At 66.7% G+C, this 16,250-nt stretch carries 16 protein-coding genes; 14 read left to right on the top strand and 2 right to left on the bottom strand.

Features of this window, described 5'->3' with window-relative positions; translation table 11 throughout:
* Nucleotides 1-18 precede the first annotated feature (18 nt).
* The 6 genes from Q7O19_RS00370 to Q7O19_RS00345 all read left to right on the top strand — a co-directional run bounded on the left by Q7O19_RS00370 (nt 19) and on the right by Q7O19_RS00345 (nt 7,582).
* Nucleotides 19-627 (top strand): 2-hydroxychromene-2-carboxylate isomerase, encoded by a 609-nt coding sequence (locus Q7O19_RS00370; protein ID WP_303807931.1) that lies wholly within the window; start codon nt 19-21, stop codon nt 625-627.
* A gap of 113 nt (nt 628-740) precedes the next feature.
* A complete protein-coding gene (locus Q7O19_RS00365) occupies nt 741-1,505 on the top strand; it encodes a hypothetical protein (protein ID WP_303807929.1) in 765 nt (254 codons plus the stop codon).
* Nucleotides 1,405-2,922 carry a DUF6504 family protein gene (locus Q7O19_RS00360; RefSeq protein ID WP_303807927.1) on the top strand — a complete coding sequence of 506 codons (1,518 nt, stop codon included), beginning with the start codon at nt 1,405-1,407 and terminating at the stop codon, nt 2,920-2,922. Before Q7O19_RS00365 ends, Q7O19_RS00360 begins: the two co-directional genes overlap by 101 nt.
* A complete protein-coding gene (locus Q7O19_RS00355) occupies nt 2,919-6,203 on the top strand; it encodes an error-prone DNA polymerase (RefSeq protein WP_303807926.1) in 3,285 nt (1,094 codons plus the stop codon). The genes Q7O19_RS00360 and Q7O19_RS00355 overlap by 4 nt, the downstream gene beginning before the upstream one ends.
* A gap of 33 nt (nt 6,204-6,236) precedes the next feature.
* Complete coding sequence (locus tag Q7O19_RS00350; RefSeq protein ID WP_303807925.1) at nt 6,237-7,100, top strand: class I SAM-dependent methyltransferase; 864 nt, start codon at nt 6,237-6,239, stop codon at nt 7,098-7,100.
* Nucleotides 7,097-7,582 (top strand): CinA family protein, encoded by a 486-nt coding sequence (locus Q7O19_RS00345; RefSeq protein WP_303807923.1) that lies wholly within the window; start codon nt 7,097-7,099, stop codon nt 7,580-7,582. The genes Q7O19_RS00350 and Q7O19_RS00345 overlap by 4 nt, the downstream gene beginning before the upstream one ends.
* On the opposite strand, the gene Q7O19_RS00340 is transcribed toward Q7O19_RS00345, so the two are convergent.
* Nucleotides 7,579-8,004, bottom strand: coding sequence for a VOC family protein (locus Q7O19_RS00340; protein ID WP_303807921.1), 426 nt, complete (start codon nt 8,002-8,004; stop codon nt 7,579-7,581). The two genes, Q7O19_RS00345 and Q7O19_RS00340, sit on opposite strands and share 4 nt — an antisense overlap.
* 33 nt (nt 8,005-8,037) lie before the next feature.
* Here Q7O19_RS00340 and Q7O19_RS00335 point away from each other — a divergent pair, with 33 nt between their 5' ends.
* From Q7O19_RS00335 to tatC, 4 genes are all read left to right on the top strand, one after another.
* Complete coding sequence (locus tag Q7O19_RS00335) at nt 8,038-9,048, top strand: NADP-dependent oxidoreductase (protein ID WP_303807920.1); 1,011 nt, start codon at nt 8,038-8,040, stop codon at nt 9,046-9,048.
* A gap of 87 nt (nt 9,049-9,135) precedes the next feature.
* Nucleotides 9,136-9,366 (top strand): twin-arginine translocase TatA/TatE family subunit, encoded by a 231-nt coding sequence (locus Q7O19_RS00330; protein WP_303807919.1) that lies wholly within the window; start codon nt 9,136-9,138, stop codon nt 9,364-9,366.
* A 49-nt stretch (nt 9,367-9,415) separates the two neighbouring features.
* Complete coding sequence (gene tatB, locus Q7O19_RS00325; protein WP_303807918.1) at nt 9,416-9,835, top strand: Sec-independent protein translocase protein TatB; 420 nt, start codon at nt 9,416-9,418, stop codon at nt 9,833-9,835.
* Nucleotides 9,832-10,638 (top strand): twin-arginine translocase subunit TatC, encoded by an 807-nt coding sequence (gene tatC, locus Q7O19_RS00320; RefSeq protein ID WP_303807917.1) that lies wholly within the window; start codon nt 9,832-9,834, stop codon nt 10,636-10,638. Before tatB ends, tatC begins: the two co-directional genes overlap by 4 nt.
* 237 nt (nt 10,639-10,875) lie before the next feature.
* On the opposite strand, the gene Q7O19_RS00315 is transcribed toward tatC, so the two are convergent.
* A complete protein-coding gene (locus tag Q7O19_RS00315) occupies nt 10,876-11,001 on the bottom strand; it encodes an entericidin A/B family lipoprotein (protein WP_303807973.1) in 126 nt (41 codons plus the stop codon).
* A gap of 79 nt (nt 11,002-11,080) precedes the next feature.
* Here Q7O19_RS00315 and Q7O19_RS00310 point away from each other — a divergent pair, with 79 nt between their 5' ends.
* The 4 genes from Q7O19_RS00310 (at nt 11,081) to Q7O19_RS00295 (ending at nt 16,074) form a co-directional block, all read left to right on the top strand.
* On the top strand, nt 11,081-13,828 hold the full coding sequence (locus tag Q7O19_RS00310; protein ID WP_303807916.1) for a bifunctional [glutamine synthetase] adenylyltransferase/[glutamine synthetase]-adenylyl-L-tyrosine phosphorylase: 2,748 nt from the start codon (nt 11,081-11,083) through the stop codon (nt 13,826-13,828).
* 2 nt (nt 13,829-13,830) lie between these two features.
* Nucleotides 13,831-14,289 (top strand): peroxiredoxin, encoded by a 459-nt coding sequence (locus Q7O19_RS00305; protein ID WP_303807971.1) that lies wholly within the window; start codon nt 13,831-13,833, stop codon nt 14,287-14,289.
* Between the two features lie 412 nt (nt 14,290-14,701).
* Nucleotides 14,702-15,694, top strand: coding sequence for a M23 family metallopeptidase (locus Q7O19_RS00300; protein WP_303807915.1), 993 nt, complete (start codon nt 14,702-14,704; stop codon nt 15,692-15,694).
* Nucleotides 15,695-15,741: 47 nt separating this feature from the next.
* Nucleotides 15,742-16,074: an iron-sulfur cluster assembly accessory protein gene (locus Q7O19_RS00295; RefSeq protein WP_022680781.1), complete on the top strand. Its 333-nt coding sequence runs from the start codon at nt 15,742-15,744 to the stop codon at nt 16,072-16,074.
* The last annotated feature ends 176 nt before the right edge of the window (nt 16,075-16,250 follow it).

Genomic DNA, 16,250 nt, shown 5'->3' with positions numbered 1-16,250 from the left:
GCATTTGGGGAGAGGGTCATGACGGCACAGGTGGAATTCTTCTTCGATTGTTCCAGCCCGTGGACTTATCTGGGGTTCGAGGCGCTGGTGAAGGCGTCCGGCGAGGACGGGTTCGGGATTGTCTGGCGGCCGTTCCTTGTGGGTGGGGTGTTCAACACGGTGAACCCCAGCGTGTACGAGATGCGCTCCAAGCCGGTGGTGCCCAAGGCGCGCTATTTCACCAAGGATATGAACGATTGGATCCGCCGTTCTGGTCTGTCGATCAAATGGACGCCCAGCATCTTCCCGGTGAACAGCGCGCGCGCCATGCGGCTGTGCCTGGTGGCTGACGAAACGGGCCAGTGCGAGGCCGTCGCCCGCCGCATCTTCCAGCTTTATTGGGGAGAAGATCGCGATGTTTCTCAGGCAGATGTGCTGGCCGAGGCGGCTGCGGCCGGTGGGCTGGATGCGGCCGCGCTGGAACGGGCGGACGCGCCGGAACTGAAGGCCAAGCTGCGCGCCAACACCGATGAACTCATCGCGCGCGGCGGCTTTGGCAGCCCCACCTTCTATGTGGGCGGCGACGACATGTATTTCGGGCAGGATCGCATCCTGCTGGTGCGCGAGGCGGCGGCCAAGGCGCGATAGGATTACGCCCGGCTTGACACTGAAGGGCGGCTGACTGCAATTGGAACAAAGAAAGAACAAATTGCCATAAGTGAGTCGTTCCGTTGCCGTCTGTCGCCCGCCTAGTGCCGCCCGTGTCCGCCCGTGTTCCAGCTGCTGCCGGGCGGGTTGCGCTTGATGGCGGCCGCGTCGACTCGGCGCTTGGCGGCGGATTGCTGTTGGCGGGATGCCACGAAATCTATGGCCCGGGCAGCACGGCGCTGGCGCTGATGCTGGCGCTGGCCAGCGTGCGCAGTGGCCCGATCCTGTGGCTGGCCGCCCCCCGGGACGACGATGGCCGCTTGTATGGCGCGGGCCTGGTCGAACTGGGCGGCGATCCGGGGCGGTTGTGGCTGGTGGCGGCGGGCGCAGCGCTGCCGATGCTGCGCGCGGCGGCGGAGGCGCAGCGTTGTGCGGCACTGGCTTGCCTGGTGATCGAAGCCGGCAGCGCGAGCGCCGTCGATCTGACCGTGACGCGCCGGCTGCAACTGGCGGCGGCTGCGTCGGGCGTGTTCACCCTGCTGCTGCGGGCTGGTCCGCCCAAGCCGTCGGCCGCACTCACCCGCTGGCAGGCGCGCGCTGCGCCGGCCCGCCGTCTTGTTGCCAACGTCCCCGGCCCGCCACGCCTGGCGCTCACCCTTGAGCGCCAACGTGGTGGCCCGGCTGGCCTTAACCTAGAACTGGAGTGGGATCGTGACCGCCGCCGTTTCCTGCCCGCCAATACGATCGCCCAGCCTGCCATCCCCATCGGCGCTGCCTTTGGCCGGCACGCGTCGCCTGTTGGCCGTGTGCCTGCCGTGGTTGCCCGCCGAACGCCTCGCCCGGCAATCAGCGCCCAAAGCACTTGGCGCGCTGCCTGAACTCCTCGTCCTCATCGCGACCGACCGCGGCCGCCAGATCATCCGCGCCTGCTGCCCGGCGGCAGCAGCGGAGGGCCTGCACCCCGGCCTGGTACTGGCCGATGCGCGCGCCGTTCTGCCGGGCGTGCGCGTCGCCGCCCATGATCCGGCCGGTGATGCGGCCTGTCTTGATTGGCTGGCGGATGGCGCCACCCGTTGGTCCCCCATGGCCGCCGCCGCGCCGCCGCATGGGCTGGTGATCGACATCAGCGGCTGCGCCCACCTGTTCGGCGGGGAGGCCAGCCTGGTCGCCGACGTGCTGACGCGGCTGCACCGATTGGGCTTCACTGCCAGCCACGCGCTGGCTGCCACTGCGGCCGCCGCGATGGCGTTGGCCCGCTTTGGCCTAACGCGCGTTTCGGATCTGCCGCTCGCCGCTCTGTCCGATCAGGAACCGGTGCAGATCGCGCTGCGCCGCGCCGGGCTGAAGCGCGTGGGTGAGGTGGCGAAGCTGCCGCGTGCCGCCGTTGCCGCGCGCTTTGGCGAAGCGCTGCTGGCTGCATTGGACGCGCTGACCGAAACCGCGCCGCAACCGCTCGACCCGCGCGTGGCCGTGGCCGAGATCGTCGCCCAACAACGCTTTGCCCAACCGATCGCCACCACTGATGCGGTGCGCGCCACGCTGGAGAAGCTGCTGCTGCGCTGCGCCGTTCAGATGGGCGCGCGCGGGGTCGGCGGGCGGCTGTTTGCGCTCGCGCTCTATCGCGCCGATGGCCATGTCGCGCATGTCGCGGTGGAAACCGCGGAGCCGCAGCGCGATTCGGCCGTGCTGCTGCGCCTGTTCGATGAACGCATCGCGGCGCTCAACGATCCGCTCGATCCCGGCTTCGGCTATGATCTGGTGCGCCTCGCCGTACCGGTCACCCACTCGCTCGATGAGACGCAATTGGGGTTGGAGGGCGGCCAGCTCGCCGAAACCCAATTGGCCGAACTGGTCGATCGCCTCACCGCCCGATTGGGGCGCGGGCGCATCCGCCGGCTGGCGCGTGCGGACACGCACATCCCCGAGCAGGCGAGTTTCGATCTGCCGCTGGCTGGCAGCGCGCCGTCGCAATGGCCAACGCCCGCGCCCGGCGAACCGCCGGCCCGTCCCATCCGCCTGTTCGATCCGCCACAGCCGATCGAGGTGCTGGCCGAAGTCCCCGATGGCCCGCCGCGCCGCTTCCGCTGGCGACGCCAGGTCCACGATGTCACCGCTCACGAAGGCCCCGAACGCATCGCCGCCGAATGGTGGCGCCGCAAGGATGGTGCGGGCCTGACGCGCGATTACTGGCGTGTCGAGGCCGCCGATGGCCGGCGGTTCTGGCTGTTCCGCCACGGCCTGTACGATCGTGAACCCGGCCCGCCGCGCTGGTATCTGCACGGCCTGTTCGCATGATGGCGACACCCAGCGGTTTCGCCGAACTCGACGCGGCCACGCATTTCTCCTTCCTGGAAGGCGCGTCGAGCCCGGCGGCGATGGTGGAGACGGCGCTGGCGCTGGGCCATTGCGGCATCGGCATCGCGGATAAGAACACAGTCGCCGGCGTGGTGCGTGCCCATGTGGCGGTGCGCGAATTGGCCGAAGCCGCCAAGGAGGCCGGCACCGAACTGCCCCCGTTCAAGCTGGCCGTCGGCGCGCGACTGTTGTTCGCCGATGGCACGCCTGATGTGATCGCTTATCCGGCGCACCGCCACGGCTGGGGGCGGCTCACCCGGCTGCTCACCACCGGCAACCGGCGGGCGGAAAAGGGGGACTGCATCCTCCACCTCTCCGACTTGATCGAACATGCCGATGGCCTGCTGCTGATTGCGCTGCCGCCAACAGGTGCCCAGCATGGTCGCCTCGCCGAACTGGCGCGGGCTTGCCCGGATCGGCTGTGGCAGGGTGCGATGCTGCATCATGGTGGCAGCGATCGCCGGCGGCTGGCGGCGCTCAGTGCGGTGGCTGATGCGGCCGGCGTGCCGCTGCTGGCACTCAACGCCCCGCTCTATGCGACGCCAGCACAACGCCCGCTGCACGATGTGATCCGCTGCATCGGTATGGGCGAAACGCTTGCGGCCGCCGGCACGCGGCTGGCCGCCAATGCCGAACGCCACCTGAAAAGCGCTGCGGAAATGGCCCGCCTGTTCCGCGATTTTCCGCAGGCGCTGCAGGCGCCGGCCCGGCTGCTGGCCAGGGTCGATTTCAGTCTCGATCAGCTGCGGTATGAATATCCCAACGAACCGGTGCCGGCCGGTTATTCCCCGCAGGGCTGGCTGGAAACGCTGACATTGCAAAAGGCGCGTGAGCGTTGGCCGGATGGGGTGCCGCCCAAGCTGATGGCGCTGCTGGCTGACGAATTCCGCATCATCGCCAAGGCCGGCTATGCGCCCTATTTCCTCACCGTCCACGACATCGTCGCTTTCGCACAGGGGCGCGGCATCCTCTGCCAGGGCCGCGGCAGCGCCGCCAACAGCGCGGTGTGTTTCGTGCTGGGCATCACCGCCGTCGATCCGTCGAAACACAATTTGCTGTTTTCCCGCTTCATTTCTGAAGAGCGCAAGGAGCCGCCCGATATCGATGTCGATTTCGAGCATGAGCGCCGCGAGGAGGTGATGCAGTGGATTTACGAACGTTATGGCCGCGAACGCGCCGGCATCGCCGCCACCGTGATCCATTATCGCCCGCGCAGTGCGGTGCGCGAAGTGGGCAAGGTCCTGGGGATGAGCGAGGATCTGACCACCAGGCTGACCAGCACGGTGTGGGGTAGTTTTTCGTCGCAGATGGAGCGCGCGCGCTTTGCTGAAAGCGGCCTTGATCCCGACAGCCCCGAAATCGTGCGGCTGGGCGAACTGGTAAACCAGATCATGGGCATGCCGCGCCACCTGTCGCAGCATGTTGGCGGCTTCGTGCTGACGCAGACGCGGCTGGATGAGCTGGTGCCGATCCACAACGCCGCCATGGCAGACCGCACCTTCATCGAGTGGGACAAGGACGATATCGATGCGCTCGGCCTGATGAAGGTGGATGTGCTGGCGCTGGGGATGCTCAGCTGTATCCGGCGGGCGTTCGAGCATATCGAGACGCAGTTGGGGCATGCCTACACGTTGGACAATGTGCCGGGCGAGGCGCCGGATGTGTATCGCATGCTGCAACGGGGGGATTCGATCGGCGTCTTCCAGGTCGAAAGCCGGGCGCAGATGAACATGCTGCCGCGCCTGAAGCCGGCGGAGTTCTACGATCTGGTCATCCAGGTCGCCATCGTGCGGCCCGGCCCGATCCAGGGCGACATGGTGCACCCCTATCTGCGGCGTCGCCAGGGGCGCGAGGCGGTGAACTTCCCCAGCCCGAAGCCGCCGCATGATCCGGATGAACTGAAAAACGTGCTGGGCAAGACATTGGGGGTGCCGCTGTTCCAGGAACAGGCGATGAAATTGGCCATCACCGCGGCCAATTTCACGCCGGCCGAAGCCAACCGCCTGCGCCGGTCCATGGCCACGTTCCGCAGCAATGGCGGGATGGAATATTTCGAGAGCAAGCTGGTCGATGGCATGGTGGCGCGGGGCTATGAGGAAGAGTTCGCCCGGCGCTGCTTCAACCAGATCAAGGGGTTCGGCAGTTACGGCTTTCCCGAAAGCCACGCGATTGCCTTTGCCCGGCTGGTGTGGGTTTCGGCGTACCTCAAGTGCCGATACCCGGCAGTGTTTGCCGCCGCGCTGCTGAACGCGCAGCCGATGGGCTTTTATGCGCCGGCGCAGATCGTGCGCGATGCGGCCGAACATGTTGTGGCGGTTCGGGCGGTGGATGTGAACCACAGTGCGTGGGATTGCACGTTGGAGGCGGCTCAGCCTGCGCGTGATGGCAGGGCCGATGCCGCTTTGGCCCTGCGGCTGGGCCTGCGCCAGATCACCGGGTTTCGTGAGGAGTGGGCCGAACGCATCGCCGCCGCCCGGCCGATCCGTTCGCTCGAAAATCTCGCCCGCGCCGGCCTGCCCGCACGCGCGCTGAAGCTGCTCGCCGATGCCGATGCCTGCGCGTCGTTGAACCTCAATCGCCGCGATGCCGGCTGGCAGGCGCTGCGCACGCCCACCGACAGCCTGCCCTTGTTCGCCGCAGCTGCCGCCAGTGAGTTGGGCGCGGAGGACGCGCACGATCTGCCGCTGATGGCACCGGGGGAGGAGGTCGCCGCCGATTACCAGGTGCTGCGCCTCTCACTGCGCGCCCACCCACTGGCGCTGCTGCGGCGCTATTTCCCCGGCGTGCTCAGCGCCGCGCAGTTCGCCGTGGCGAAGAATGGCCGGCGCGCGCAGGTGGCCGGTGTCGTGCTGGTGCGGCAGCGGCCGGGCGGCGGCAACGCCATCTTCATCACGCTGGAGGATGAAAGCGGCGTGGTGAACGTGGTGGTGTGGGCGCGGCTGTTCGAAACATTTCGGCGCGCCATCATGGCCAGCCGCCTGATGCAGGTGGAAGGCGAGGTGCAAAGGAGCCCGGAAGGCGTGATGCACCTGATGGCGACGCGCATTGTTGATCGCAGCGCTGTGCTGGATCGCCTGTCGGACGCGCATGACGCGACCACGCCGCTGGCCCGCGCCAGTGAGGATCTGGTGCACGGGCCGTCAAACCGCAAGCCGCCACCGTCAAGAGGCCGCCATCCCCGCGATGTGCGCATCATTGCGAAAAGCCGTGATTTTCATTGAGCGCTGTGCCACCACTTTGCCCCGGAGGATGAGATGGCAACCACCGCTGGCCAGTTCTGGGACAAGCATGTGCGTGACCTCAACGACCGGGTGAACTGGTGGTCGAGCGACGCCTGCACGGCGGCCTATAACGAACAGGTCTGTGGCCAGGCCGTGCCGGGCAACTCGCGCGGCTGCCGCATCGCGCTGGCGGCTGCGGCGGGTCGGCCGCTGGGCCGCGGCGTGTCGGTGGGCGCCGGCGCGGGTGACAAGGAACGCGCGCTGCTGCTCGATGGCATCGTGGGCGAAATGCGGCTGTGGGAACTTTCCGAAGCCCGCGCCGCGGAAGCCCGCCGCCGCGCCGCTGCCGATAGCGTGGGCGACCGGCTTGAAGCGCGCATCGGCAATGCCTTTTTGGAGGAAACCGGCAGCTTCGATCTGGTCACCTGGGATCACAGCCTGCACCACATGCCCGATATCGATCAGGCGCTGGCGTGGAGCGTCGAACGCCTCAACCCGGGCGGCTGGTTGATGATCAACGATTATTTCGGCCCCAACCGCCTGCAATGGCGGCGCGACGAGGTGGAGCACTGCAACCGCGTGCTCGATGACATTGATCGCGCGCACGGCACAAAGCTGCGCCGGGTGCGCCGTTCGAACATCCTCACCCGTCTGCGCATGCGCCACCGCGACCCATCGGAAGCGCCGCACAGCGAGAAGATTGCCGACGCGATTCGCCGCCATCTTGGCGCGGCCATCACGCCGGTGGGCGGGCTGGTGATGAACATATTGGGCGGCGTCGTCGTACCGGCCTTCCCGGATGATCATTTGGCCATTGCCGCACCGGTCGCCGCCGATCGCGCTGCATTGGCGCAGGGGCAATGGCATTTCGGCTTCACCCTCTGGCAAAAGCCATGAGCCTGGACACGCTGTTCGCCACCGCCGCCCGCGTAGGCGCACAACTCAAAGCCCGCGGCGAAACCGTGGCCGTGGCCGAATCCGCCGCCGGCGGCCTGATTTCGGCCGCGTTGCTGGCTGTGCCGGGGGCGTCGGCCTTCTATATCGCTGGCGCGGTCGTCTACACCCCGCGCGCCCGCCACCGCCTGCTCGGCCTGCGCCGCGAAGACGTGCGCGGCTTCATGTCCGCCACCGAACCGTTTGCGCTGCTCATGGCCGAAACCATCCGCAAACAGCACAGCGTCACCTGGGGCATCGGCGAAACCGGCGCGGCGGGGCCGAATGGCAACCCCTATGGCCACGCCGCCGGGCATGACGTGGTGGCGGTGAGCGGGCCGGTGCAAATGGCGCGCACCATCGCGACGGGGTCAAGTGACCGACAGGCCAATATGGTGGCGTTTGCGATGGCGGCGCTGGAACTGTTGGGGGAGCAGTTGGGTTAATCCTCCAACGTGATGCTGCCATCCGGGCCCGGCAGTATGAAGGGGTTGTAGACGACTTCCCACGGATGGCCGTCGGGATCGCGGAAATAGCCGGAGTAGCCGCCCCAAAAGGCGTCGTGGGCGGCCTTTTGCAGAACGGCGCCATTGTCGACGGCGCGGGCAAGGAGTTCGTCGACTTTTTCCTTGCTGCCGACATTGTGGGCGAGGGTGAAGCCGCCGAAGCCGGGGCCTCTGTCGGTCATGCCGCAATCTTCGGCGAGTTTGTCGAATGGGTAGATTGCGAAGGCCAGGCCGCCGCACTGGAACATGGCGATGGCGTCGAATTTGCGGGCCTTGCGTGGCCAGCCCATGGCTTCCCAGAAGGCGACGGCGCGGGGGAGATCGTCGGTTCCGAGGGTGACGATGCTGATGCGTTGGTCCATGATGGGCTCCGGTTTTGAAGGGACGACAGTGGCATGACGGCTGGAAATATGGAACGCATCGTGTTGGCGCGGCATATCGTGGGGGTGCCGACGCCGGATGATTTCCGGATCGAAACGCTGCCGATCCCGGAACTGGCGGAAGGCCAGTTGCTGATCGCCAATCGTTTCATCAGCTGCGATCCGGGCACGCGGTCACGGTTGTCGCCCGGCGCGTCCTATGCACCGCCGTTGCAGCCGGGGCAGATGGTTGATGGCTTTGCGGTGGGCGAGGTGATCGAGAGCCGCCATCCGAAGTTTGTGGCTGGTGAAAAGGTGATGGGCACCGGCTGGGCGACGCACATGGTGTCGAACGGGCGCGGCTATCTGGCCAAGGTGCCTGATCTGGATGTGCCGCTGAGCCTGTGGAACGGCATCTTGGGTGTGCCGGGGATGACTTCGTGGTTTGGCCTGAAGCGCGTGGCGCAGATGCAGGCCGGGGAGCGGGTGCTGGTGACGAGCGCCGCCGGGCCGGTGGGCGCGACGGCGGGGCAGCTGGCGAAGATGTGGGGTGCATCCAATGTGACGGGCATTGCCGGCGGGGCGGAGAAGTGCCGCTGGCTGGTGGAGGAATGCGGGTTCGATGCGGCGCTGGATTACAAGGCGGCCGATTTCGACGCGCAGTTTGCTGCCGCCAGTGCCGATGGTTGGGATGTGCTGTTCGACAATGTGGGCAATGCCAGTGTCGATCGCGCGCTGCCTGTGATGCGGATGAAAGGGCGGATCGTGATTTCGGGGCAGGTGGCGGATTACAACCTCACCCCGCAGGAGGCCCCCGGCATCCACAACACGCGCGAGTTCATCGGCAAGCGGCTGCGCACGGAAGGCATGGTGGTGTTTGATGACATGCCGGGCTTCCCGGCGGCGCAGGCCGAATTGGCCGGGATGATCCGCGCTGGCCAGGTGAAGTATCGCGAGGAGATTTTCGACGGGCTGGCCAGCCTGCCGGCGGCGTTCAGCGGGCTGTTCACCGGCCAGAGTTTCGGGCGGCGGCTGATCCGCGTCTGAGATGCGCACGTGCAAACACTGGCAAAGCCGCGCGCCTAGGCGTAAAGGAAACGGGTTCATCCCGCACAACTTTAAGGGTTACACATCATGGGTTCGTTCAGCCTCACGCATTGGCTGGTGGTCATCCTGGTCATCGTGCTGTTGTTCGGCCGTGGCCGCATTTCCGATCTGATGGGTGATTTTGCCAAGGGTATCAATAGCTTCAAGAAGGGGCTGAACGATGATGCCGCGCCCGGCAGCCCGGCTGCGCCGCCGCCGCAGGTGACGCAGAATCCGCAGGCAACGGCCAAAACTCCGGTTGAAGACGCACACGGCTGACTCGACGACACGGGGCTGAGGCCCGCCAAAAGGCCCGCAAAGTCACACGATGTTTGGCATTGATTCTTCCGAGCTGATGCTCATTGCACTGGTGGCCCTGCTGGTCATCGGCCCGAAAGACCTGCCCAAGGCGATGCGCTGGGTGGGCCAGTGGGTGGGCAAGGCCCGCGCCATGAGCCGCCACATGCGCAGCGGTTTCGATGCGATGATGCGCGAAGCCGAAATGGAAGAAATGCAGAAATTGTGGGCGCAGCAGAACGAGGCCATCATGAAGGCCACTTCGCTGCCGGAAAACATGCTGCCCGATCTGTCTGGCCCGGTGCCGTCAACCCCGCCTGTGGTTGAACCGGCTGAGGAACCATGGCCGGTCGCTCCGGCTGAAGCGCCGGCTGCCGAAGCCGCCCCGCCGGCAAAGAAGCCGCGCAAGCCGCGCGCCAAAAAGCCGGCCGCGACAGGCGAAGCGGCATGACCGACGAGGTTGACCGCAGCGACATCGATGCCAGCAAGGCCCCGCTGCTCGATCATCTCATCGAACTGCGCGGGCGCCTGCTGCGCTGTGTCGTCTATTTCGTTATCGCCTTTGCAGCGTGTTTCAGCCAGGCCGGGCGCATCTTCGATTTCCTGGTGCAGCCGCTGGTCGATGCCTCGGGCAGCGGCGCGCGGCTGATCTACACCAAGCTGTATGAGGCGTTCTTCGTCGAAATCCGTGTGGCGGCCTTTGCCGGCATCTGCATCGCCTTTCCGCTGATCGCCAACGAACTGTGGCGCTTCGTGGCGCCCGGCCTCTACAAGAAGGAACAGAAGGCGCTGCTGCCGTTCCTGCTGGCCACGCCGATCCTGTTCACCTGCGGCGCGGCGCTGGCCTATTATGGCGTGATGCCGGCGGCCTTCCGCTTCTTCCTGGGTTTCCAGCAGCTTGGCGGCGTGAACGGCATCAACCGCGAAGCGCTGCCGGCGATGGGCGAATATCTCGATCTGGTGATGAGCATGATCCTCGCTTTTGGCGTGGCCTTCCTGCTGCCCGTGTTGCTGATGCTGCTGGAACGCGCCGGCATCATCAACCGCAAGCAGCTGATTGCCGGCCGCCGCTATGCCGTGGTGGCGAGTTTCGTGTTGGCCGCCGTGCTCACCCCGCCCGATCTGTGGAGCCAGGTCGCGCTGGCGATCCCGTTGATGCTGCTCTACGAAATCTCGATCATCGGCATCTGGTTCACCGAAAAGCGCCGGGCCAAGGTGGCCGCGGCTGAACAGTCAGGCGAAAGCGCCGCCTGATAGCATGTGTTCGAGAGAACCACTGGGAAGACAGGGCAGAATTGCCTCCGGCGGCCAGGGGCTGAGCCCCTAGACCCACTTTCGTTGGTTTGCGCCTGATGACGAACGTCGGGCATAAGGCGCCAGATAAACAAATGGGTGCAGGCCTCAGGCCTGCCCGCCGGAGGCTCTGCTTCCTTGTTCTTCAACCCATGCCAATCGAAATCTGCCGAAGGTTAAGATCACGCGGACTTGGGTTCAGTCCTTGGCGGCGCCGGCCGACTTGTCGATCGCCTGGCCCACGCTCTTGATGTCGCGGCCGGCGCCCTGGATGGTATTGCAGGCGGTGAGCAGCACCAGCGCTGCCAGCAATCCCAAACGCATGTTCATCATGTCTCTCCTGTTGGCCCCGCATGCCGCTTATTGGCTTGCTGGCGGCTGAACGCACTGGCATCAGGGTGACATGGAGTTTGCCTTGCCTGCAACTGTGTCGCCGCCTGATCTGGCACCGCTGCTGCCGACTGGTCTGTCGCCGGCCCTCACCAACGCAGCGGTTGCCGCCTGGGCCGATGCGCCGTTTCTGAAGGGGTTGATCCGCGGCCGGCAGGCAACGCTGGCAACGCTCGCTGCCGCCGGGCCTGATGCGGCCCTCGCCGCCGCGCTGGCGCTGGCGGCAGACGATGCGCAGCCGATCATGCCGCGCCTGCGCACCGCCCGCCGCGATGTGGCGCTGGTGGTGGCGCTGGCCGATCTGGCCGGGCTGTGGCCGCTGGAGCAGGTGACGGCGGCGCTTTCGGACTTCAATGATTGTGCCATCGATGCCGCCATCGCCGCGGCGCTCGCCGAACGCGGCGCGCCCAATCGCGGGGTTGTCGCGCTGGCGCTGGGCAAGCTGGGCAGCCGCGAACTCAACTACAGCAGCGATGCCGATCTGATCTTCCTGCACGATCCCGATCTGGTGCCGTGCCGGGGCAGCGAAGATCCCGGCGAGGCCGCCGTGCGCATCGTGCGGCGGGCGGTGGCGATCCTGAATGATCTGACGCCTGATGGCTATGTCGCCCGCATTGATCTGCGGCTGCGCCCGGCGAGCGAGATCACGCCGATGTCGATCAGCCTGGCGGCGGCCGAACATTATTACCAATCCGAAGCGCTGACCTGGGAACGGGTCGCCTTCATCCGCGCCCGCGCCGTGGGCGGCGATGTGGCCATGGGCGCGGAATTCCTTGCCCGCATCCGGCCCTTCGTGTGGCGGCGCAGCCTGGATTACACGGCGGTGCGCGACATCCAGTCGGTGAGCTTGCGCATCCGCGATCATTTCGAAGGCGGGCAGGCGATTGGCCCTGGCTTTGATCTGAAGCGTGGGCGCGGGGGCATCCGCGAAGTGGAATTCTTCGCCCAGATCAACCAGCTGATCTGGGGCGGGCGCGATCCCGAATTGCGCTGCCCGGCGACGCTTGATGGCCTCGCCGCGCTCGCCGCTGCTGGCCATGTGCCAGAGGCGGAAAGCCGGCGGCTGGCCGACAGCTACCGGGCGTTGCGCACGCTGGAGCATCGGCTGCAGATGCGCCGCGATGAGCAGACTCACGCCATCCCGCGCCTGATCGCCGATCGCCACGCCGTGGCCCGCCTGTGCGGCTGCAAGGATGCCAAGGCGCTGGAAGCCCGATTGAGCGCGATCACCGATCCGGTTGCCACATCCTATGACTGGCTGATCCGCGCCGCCACGCCGGACGCAACGGCGGTACCGGCCGATCCCAAGCCGTGGCTGAAGCAGCATCACCCCGGCCTCGCCAAGTTGCTTGCGCCGCTGATCGCCAATTGGCGGCAGGGCAAATATCGCGCGCTGAAAAGTGAATCGGCCCGTGCCGATTTCGAAGCGGTGCTGCCCTTGTTGCTGGCCCGGCTGGCGGCGGCGGCCGATCCGGCCACGGCGGCGCACCGTCTGGATGGCTTGCTGGCGGGATTGCCGGCCGGCGCGCAATTCTTTGCGCTGCTGCGCGCCAATCCGCGCCTGGTTGGCCTGCTCGGCAATCTGGTGGGCATCACGCCGGTGCTGGCCGAAGCACTGGCCCGTGATCCGGCGCTGTTCGATGTGATGCTGTCCCCCGATGCCTTCGCACCGTTGCCTGATGCGACGCAACTGGCCGCGGAACTGGCCAGCCTGTGCCGCGACGCCGGGCTGGAAGAGCGGCTGGACCGGGTGCGGCGCTGGACGGCGGAAGTGCGGTTCCAGTTGGGCGCGCAACTGATTGAGGGCTATGCCGGCGCGCTCGCCGTGGGGCGCAGCCTGGCTGATCTGGCCGATGCCGCCGCGCAGAATCTGGCGCCGGCGGTGGCAGAGGATTTCGCCCGCAGCCACGGCCGTGTGCCGGGCGGCGAACTGGTGGTGCTGGCGCTGGGCCGGCACGGCGGCCGGGCGATGACGCACGCCAGCGATCTTGATCTGGTGTTCCTGTTCACCGGCCACCACGAAACCCTGTCGGACGGGGCCAAGCCGCTGCCGGCTGCCACCTATTTCAACCGGCTGGCGGCGCGGCTGGTGACGGCGCTTTCGGTGCCGACCGCTGCCGGCGCGCTGTATGAGGTGGACACGCGGCTGCGACCATGGGGAGCGAAGGGCAATCTGGCGCTCTCCATCGACAGTTTCGCCCGCTATCAGCGCGAGGAGGCGGAAAGCTGGGAGCATATGGCCCTGACCCGCGCTCGCGTGGTGGCCGGGCCGGTGGCGGTGGCCCAGGCGGTGATTGCCGACGTACTGTCCGCCCCGCGCGATGTACCAACCTTGCGCAAGGCGGTGCTGGCGATGCGGGCGGACATGGCCGCCGCCAAGCCGCCGCAGGGCCGGTTCGACGTGAAGCTGGCCACGGGCGGGATGGTGGATCTGGAATTCATCGTGCATTTCCGCCAGCTCGCAAGTGGCAAGGGGCTGTCGCCGGAGCTGCCGGTGGTGCTGGATGAACTGATCGCCGCCGGCCTGCTGCCGGCCGATCTCAAGCCAGCGCATGATTTCCTGGCGCGCACGCTGATCTGGCTGCGGCTGCTGTTTGCCGGGGCCCGCGTTCCCGATACGGTGCCCGAACCGGTGCAGGCGATCCTGGCGCGGGCGCTGGCTGCGGCAAATTTCACCGGTTTCACCGATCAACTGGCCATCGCCAGACAGGCCGTGCGCGTGGCATGGGCAGAGGTATTCAGCCAAGGAGAACCGCCATGAGCATGCCCACCCCCGGAACCGTCGCCCCCGCCTTCACCATGGATGGTGACACCGGCCCGATCAGCCTGACCGATTTTTCGGCCAAGAAGCTGGTGCTCTATTTCTATCCCAAGGACGACACGCCGGGCTGCACCAACGAAGGCAAGGCGTTTTCGGCGCTGAAGGCCGACTTTGACGCTGCCGATACGGTGGTGGTGGGCGTGTCGCGCGACAGCGTTGCCAGCCACGCGAAATTCCGCGCCAAGCACGGCCTGACCTTGCTGCTGGGCAGCGACCCCGGCGACGTGACGGAGGCTTATGGCACGTGGGTGGAAAAATCCATGTACGGCAAGAAGTATATGGGGATCGAGCGCGCCACCTTCTTGATCGGCCGCGACGGCAAAATCGCCGAAGTGTGGGACAAGGTGAAGGTGCCCGGCCATGCCGAAGCCGTGCTGGCCGCTGCCCAAGCGCTGGCCTGAACTGAAGACGCCCTGAGGATTTCTATGCTACGCCACTTGTACAAACACTGAGGGAGAAAAACCGGCGGCGACCGGATCATCGCGGGGAGGAGACCCCCCTTCGGCGCACCAGCCGGGGCCCATCCGACGGATCTAACTGCTACCATAAGTATATCTACGGCCGCCGACGGCCAGAGTTTCACGCTTGTGGCACGAAAAGGTCACAATTCGTCGTCTGCGCCGAACGGTTGACCGCTCCCCGGCAATTGACCGGTTGTTCAGCGTCGCCGGGGCTGCTCTGTACCCAACGTCAGCCGGGGTCACCGGCGGCAAAGGGGCAATGGTCTTGCAGGGTAAAGGCGCTGGAAGCTGATTCCGGTGAATCCCCTCCGCTTGTCCGGGTTCCCAGCCTGATGAAGGGTCGCACTAAGTCATGCAATTTCTGAGCGGCAAGATGGTGATGGCGGCGCTGGGCCTGTTCGGCTTGGTGGCAGCCGCTCCGGCCGCCGCCGAAGATGCCACCCAAATCGCCCCCATTTCCGCCGTCGCCGCCGTGTCCGCCATGACGCTGGACGACAGCGCCACCAACAAAGCCAGCAGCATGGCCGAATCCCGCCGCGCCTTCCTTGCCGCGCTGGCCAACGAACGCACCGATGCCGCCACCCTGGCCCGCATGCTGCCGCGTGCCGGCCAGCCGGTTGCCGCGCTGATCGGCGCCGCCCCCGCCGGCACCCCGCGCGCCGAAGCCGTGCTGCGCCGCCTTGGCCTCAACCCCGATCGTTTCCTCGGCAATGCCGGCGGCCCGTTCATTGCCGCCAATGATCCGCAAGTGCGCGATCTGCAGGCCAGCGCTGCGCGCCAGGCCGCCATCGCTGCCACCTTCGCCCGCATCCCGGCCTTCCTGCCGGTGAACCACTATGATCCGTCGTCGGATTTCGGCTATCGGTCCGATCCGTTCCACGGTGGCGGCGCCTTCCATGCCGGCATCGACATGACCGGCAAGACCGGCGACGCCATTCACGCGGCAGCCGATGGCGTTGTTGTCCGCGCCGGTTGGTGGGCGGGATATGGCAAGGTGGTCGTGGTCGATCACGGCAATGGCCTTGAAACCCGCTACGGCCACATGACTCGCTTCCACGTGAAGGAAGGCGACGTGATCCGTCAGGGCCAGGTTGTTGGCGGCATGGGTTCCACCGGGCGCTCGACGGGCACCCACCTGCACTTCGAAGTCCGCCTTGATGGCCGCGCCCTTGATCCGCAGCCCTTCCTTGATCTCGCCAACTTCGGTGTCGATGCCCCGGCCCGCAGCCGCGTCACCGTGATTGCCCCGGTTGATATCGCTAGCGACGAACCCTTCGCACCGCTGGCCAGCGACGACATGGTGATGGCAGGCGGCCGCGCCTGGAAGGTCCGCGCCGGCCGCTGATTGCGGCGCCGGTTGCAGCCGGCCTGCCCTGCGCTTACATTGGCGTCATGGAAACGCTGCCCCGCCTCTCCCCCGCCGCCGCCAAACGCGTTGCTGTTATCGCTGAACGTCAGGGCAAACCCGGCATGATGCTGCGCCTTGCCGTCGATGGCGGCGGCTGCGCGGGCTTCCAATATCGCTTTGGCCTCGAATCCGCCCCGGCCGATGGTGACACGCTGGTCGAAACCGACGGCGTCACCATGCTGGTCGATCCCGATTCGTTGCCCTTCGTCGCCGGCGCCGAAGTCGATTATGTCGAGAAGATCGGCGCGGCGGCGTTCGAAGTGAAGAACCCACAGGCGGCGTCGGGCTGCGGGTGTGGGTCGAGCTTCTCGATTTAAGGTTCAAGGCAGGATTGCCTCCGGCGGGCAGGGTGGCAGACCCTGCACCCGTTTGTTTTCGGACAGCGCTCTAGCAATCAGGCCGGCCTTCAACGGCAAATGGGCAAATCCAACTGACGGGTGCAGGGTCTGCGACCCTGACCGCCGGAGGCCCCCCTTATTCTTTTCTCGGGTGA

Source organism: Sandarakinorhabdus limnophila DSM 17366 (assembly GCF_945882885.1).
GTDB lineage: Bacteria > Pseudomonadota > Alphaproteobacteria > Sphingomonadales > Sphingomonadaceae > Sandarakinorhabdus > Sandarakinorhabdus limnophila_A.
Note: the sequence above shows the minus strand (reverse complement) of the source record. Positions and strands in the feature narration are given on the sequence as shown.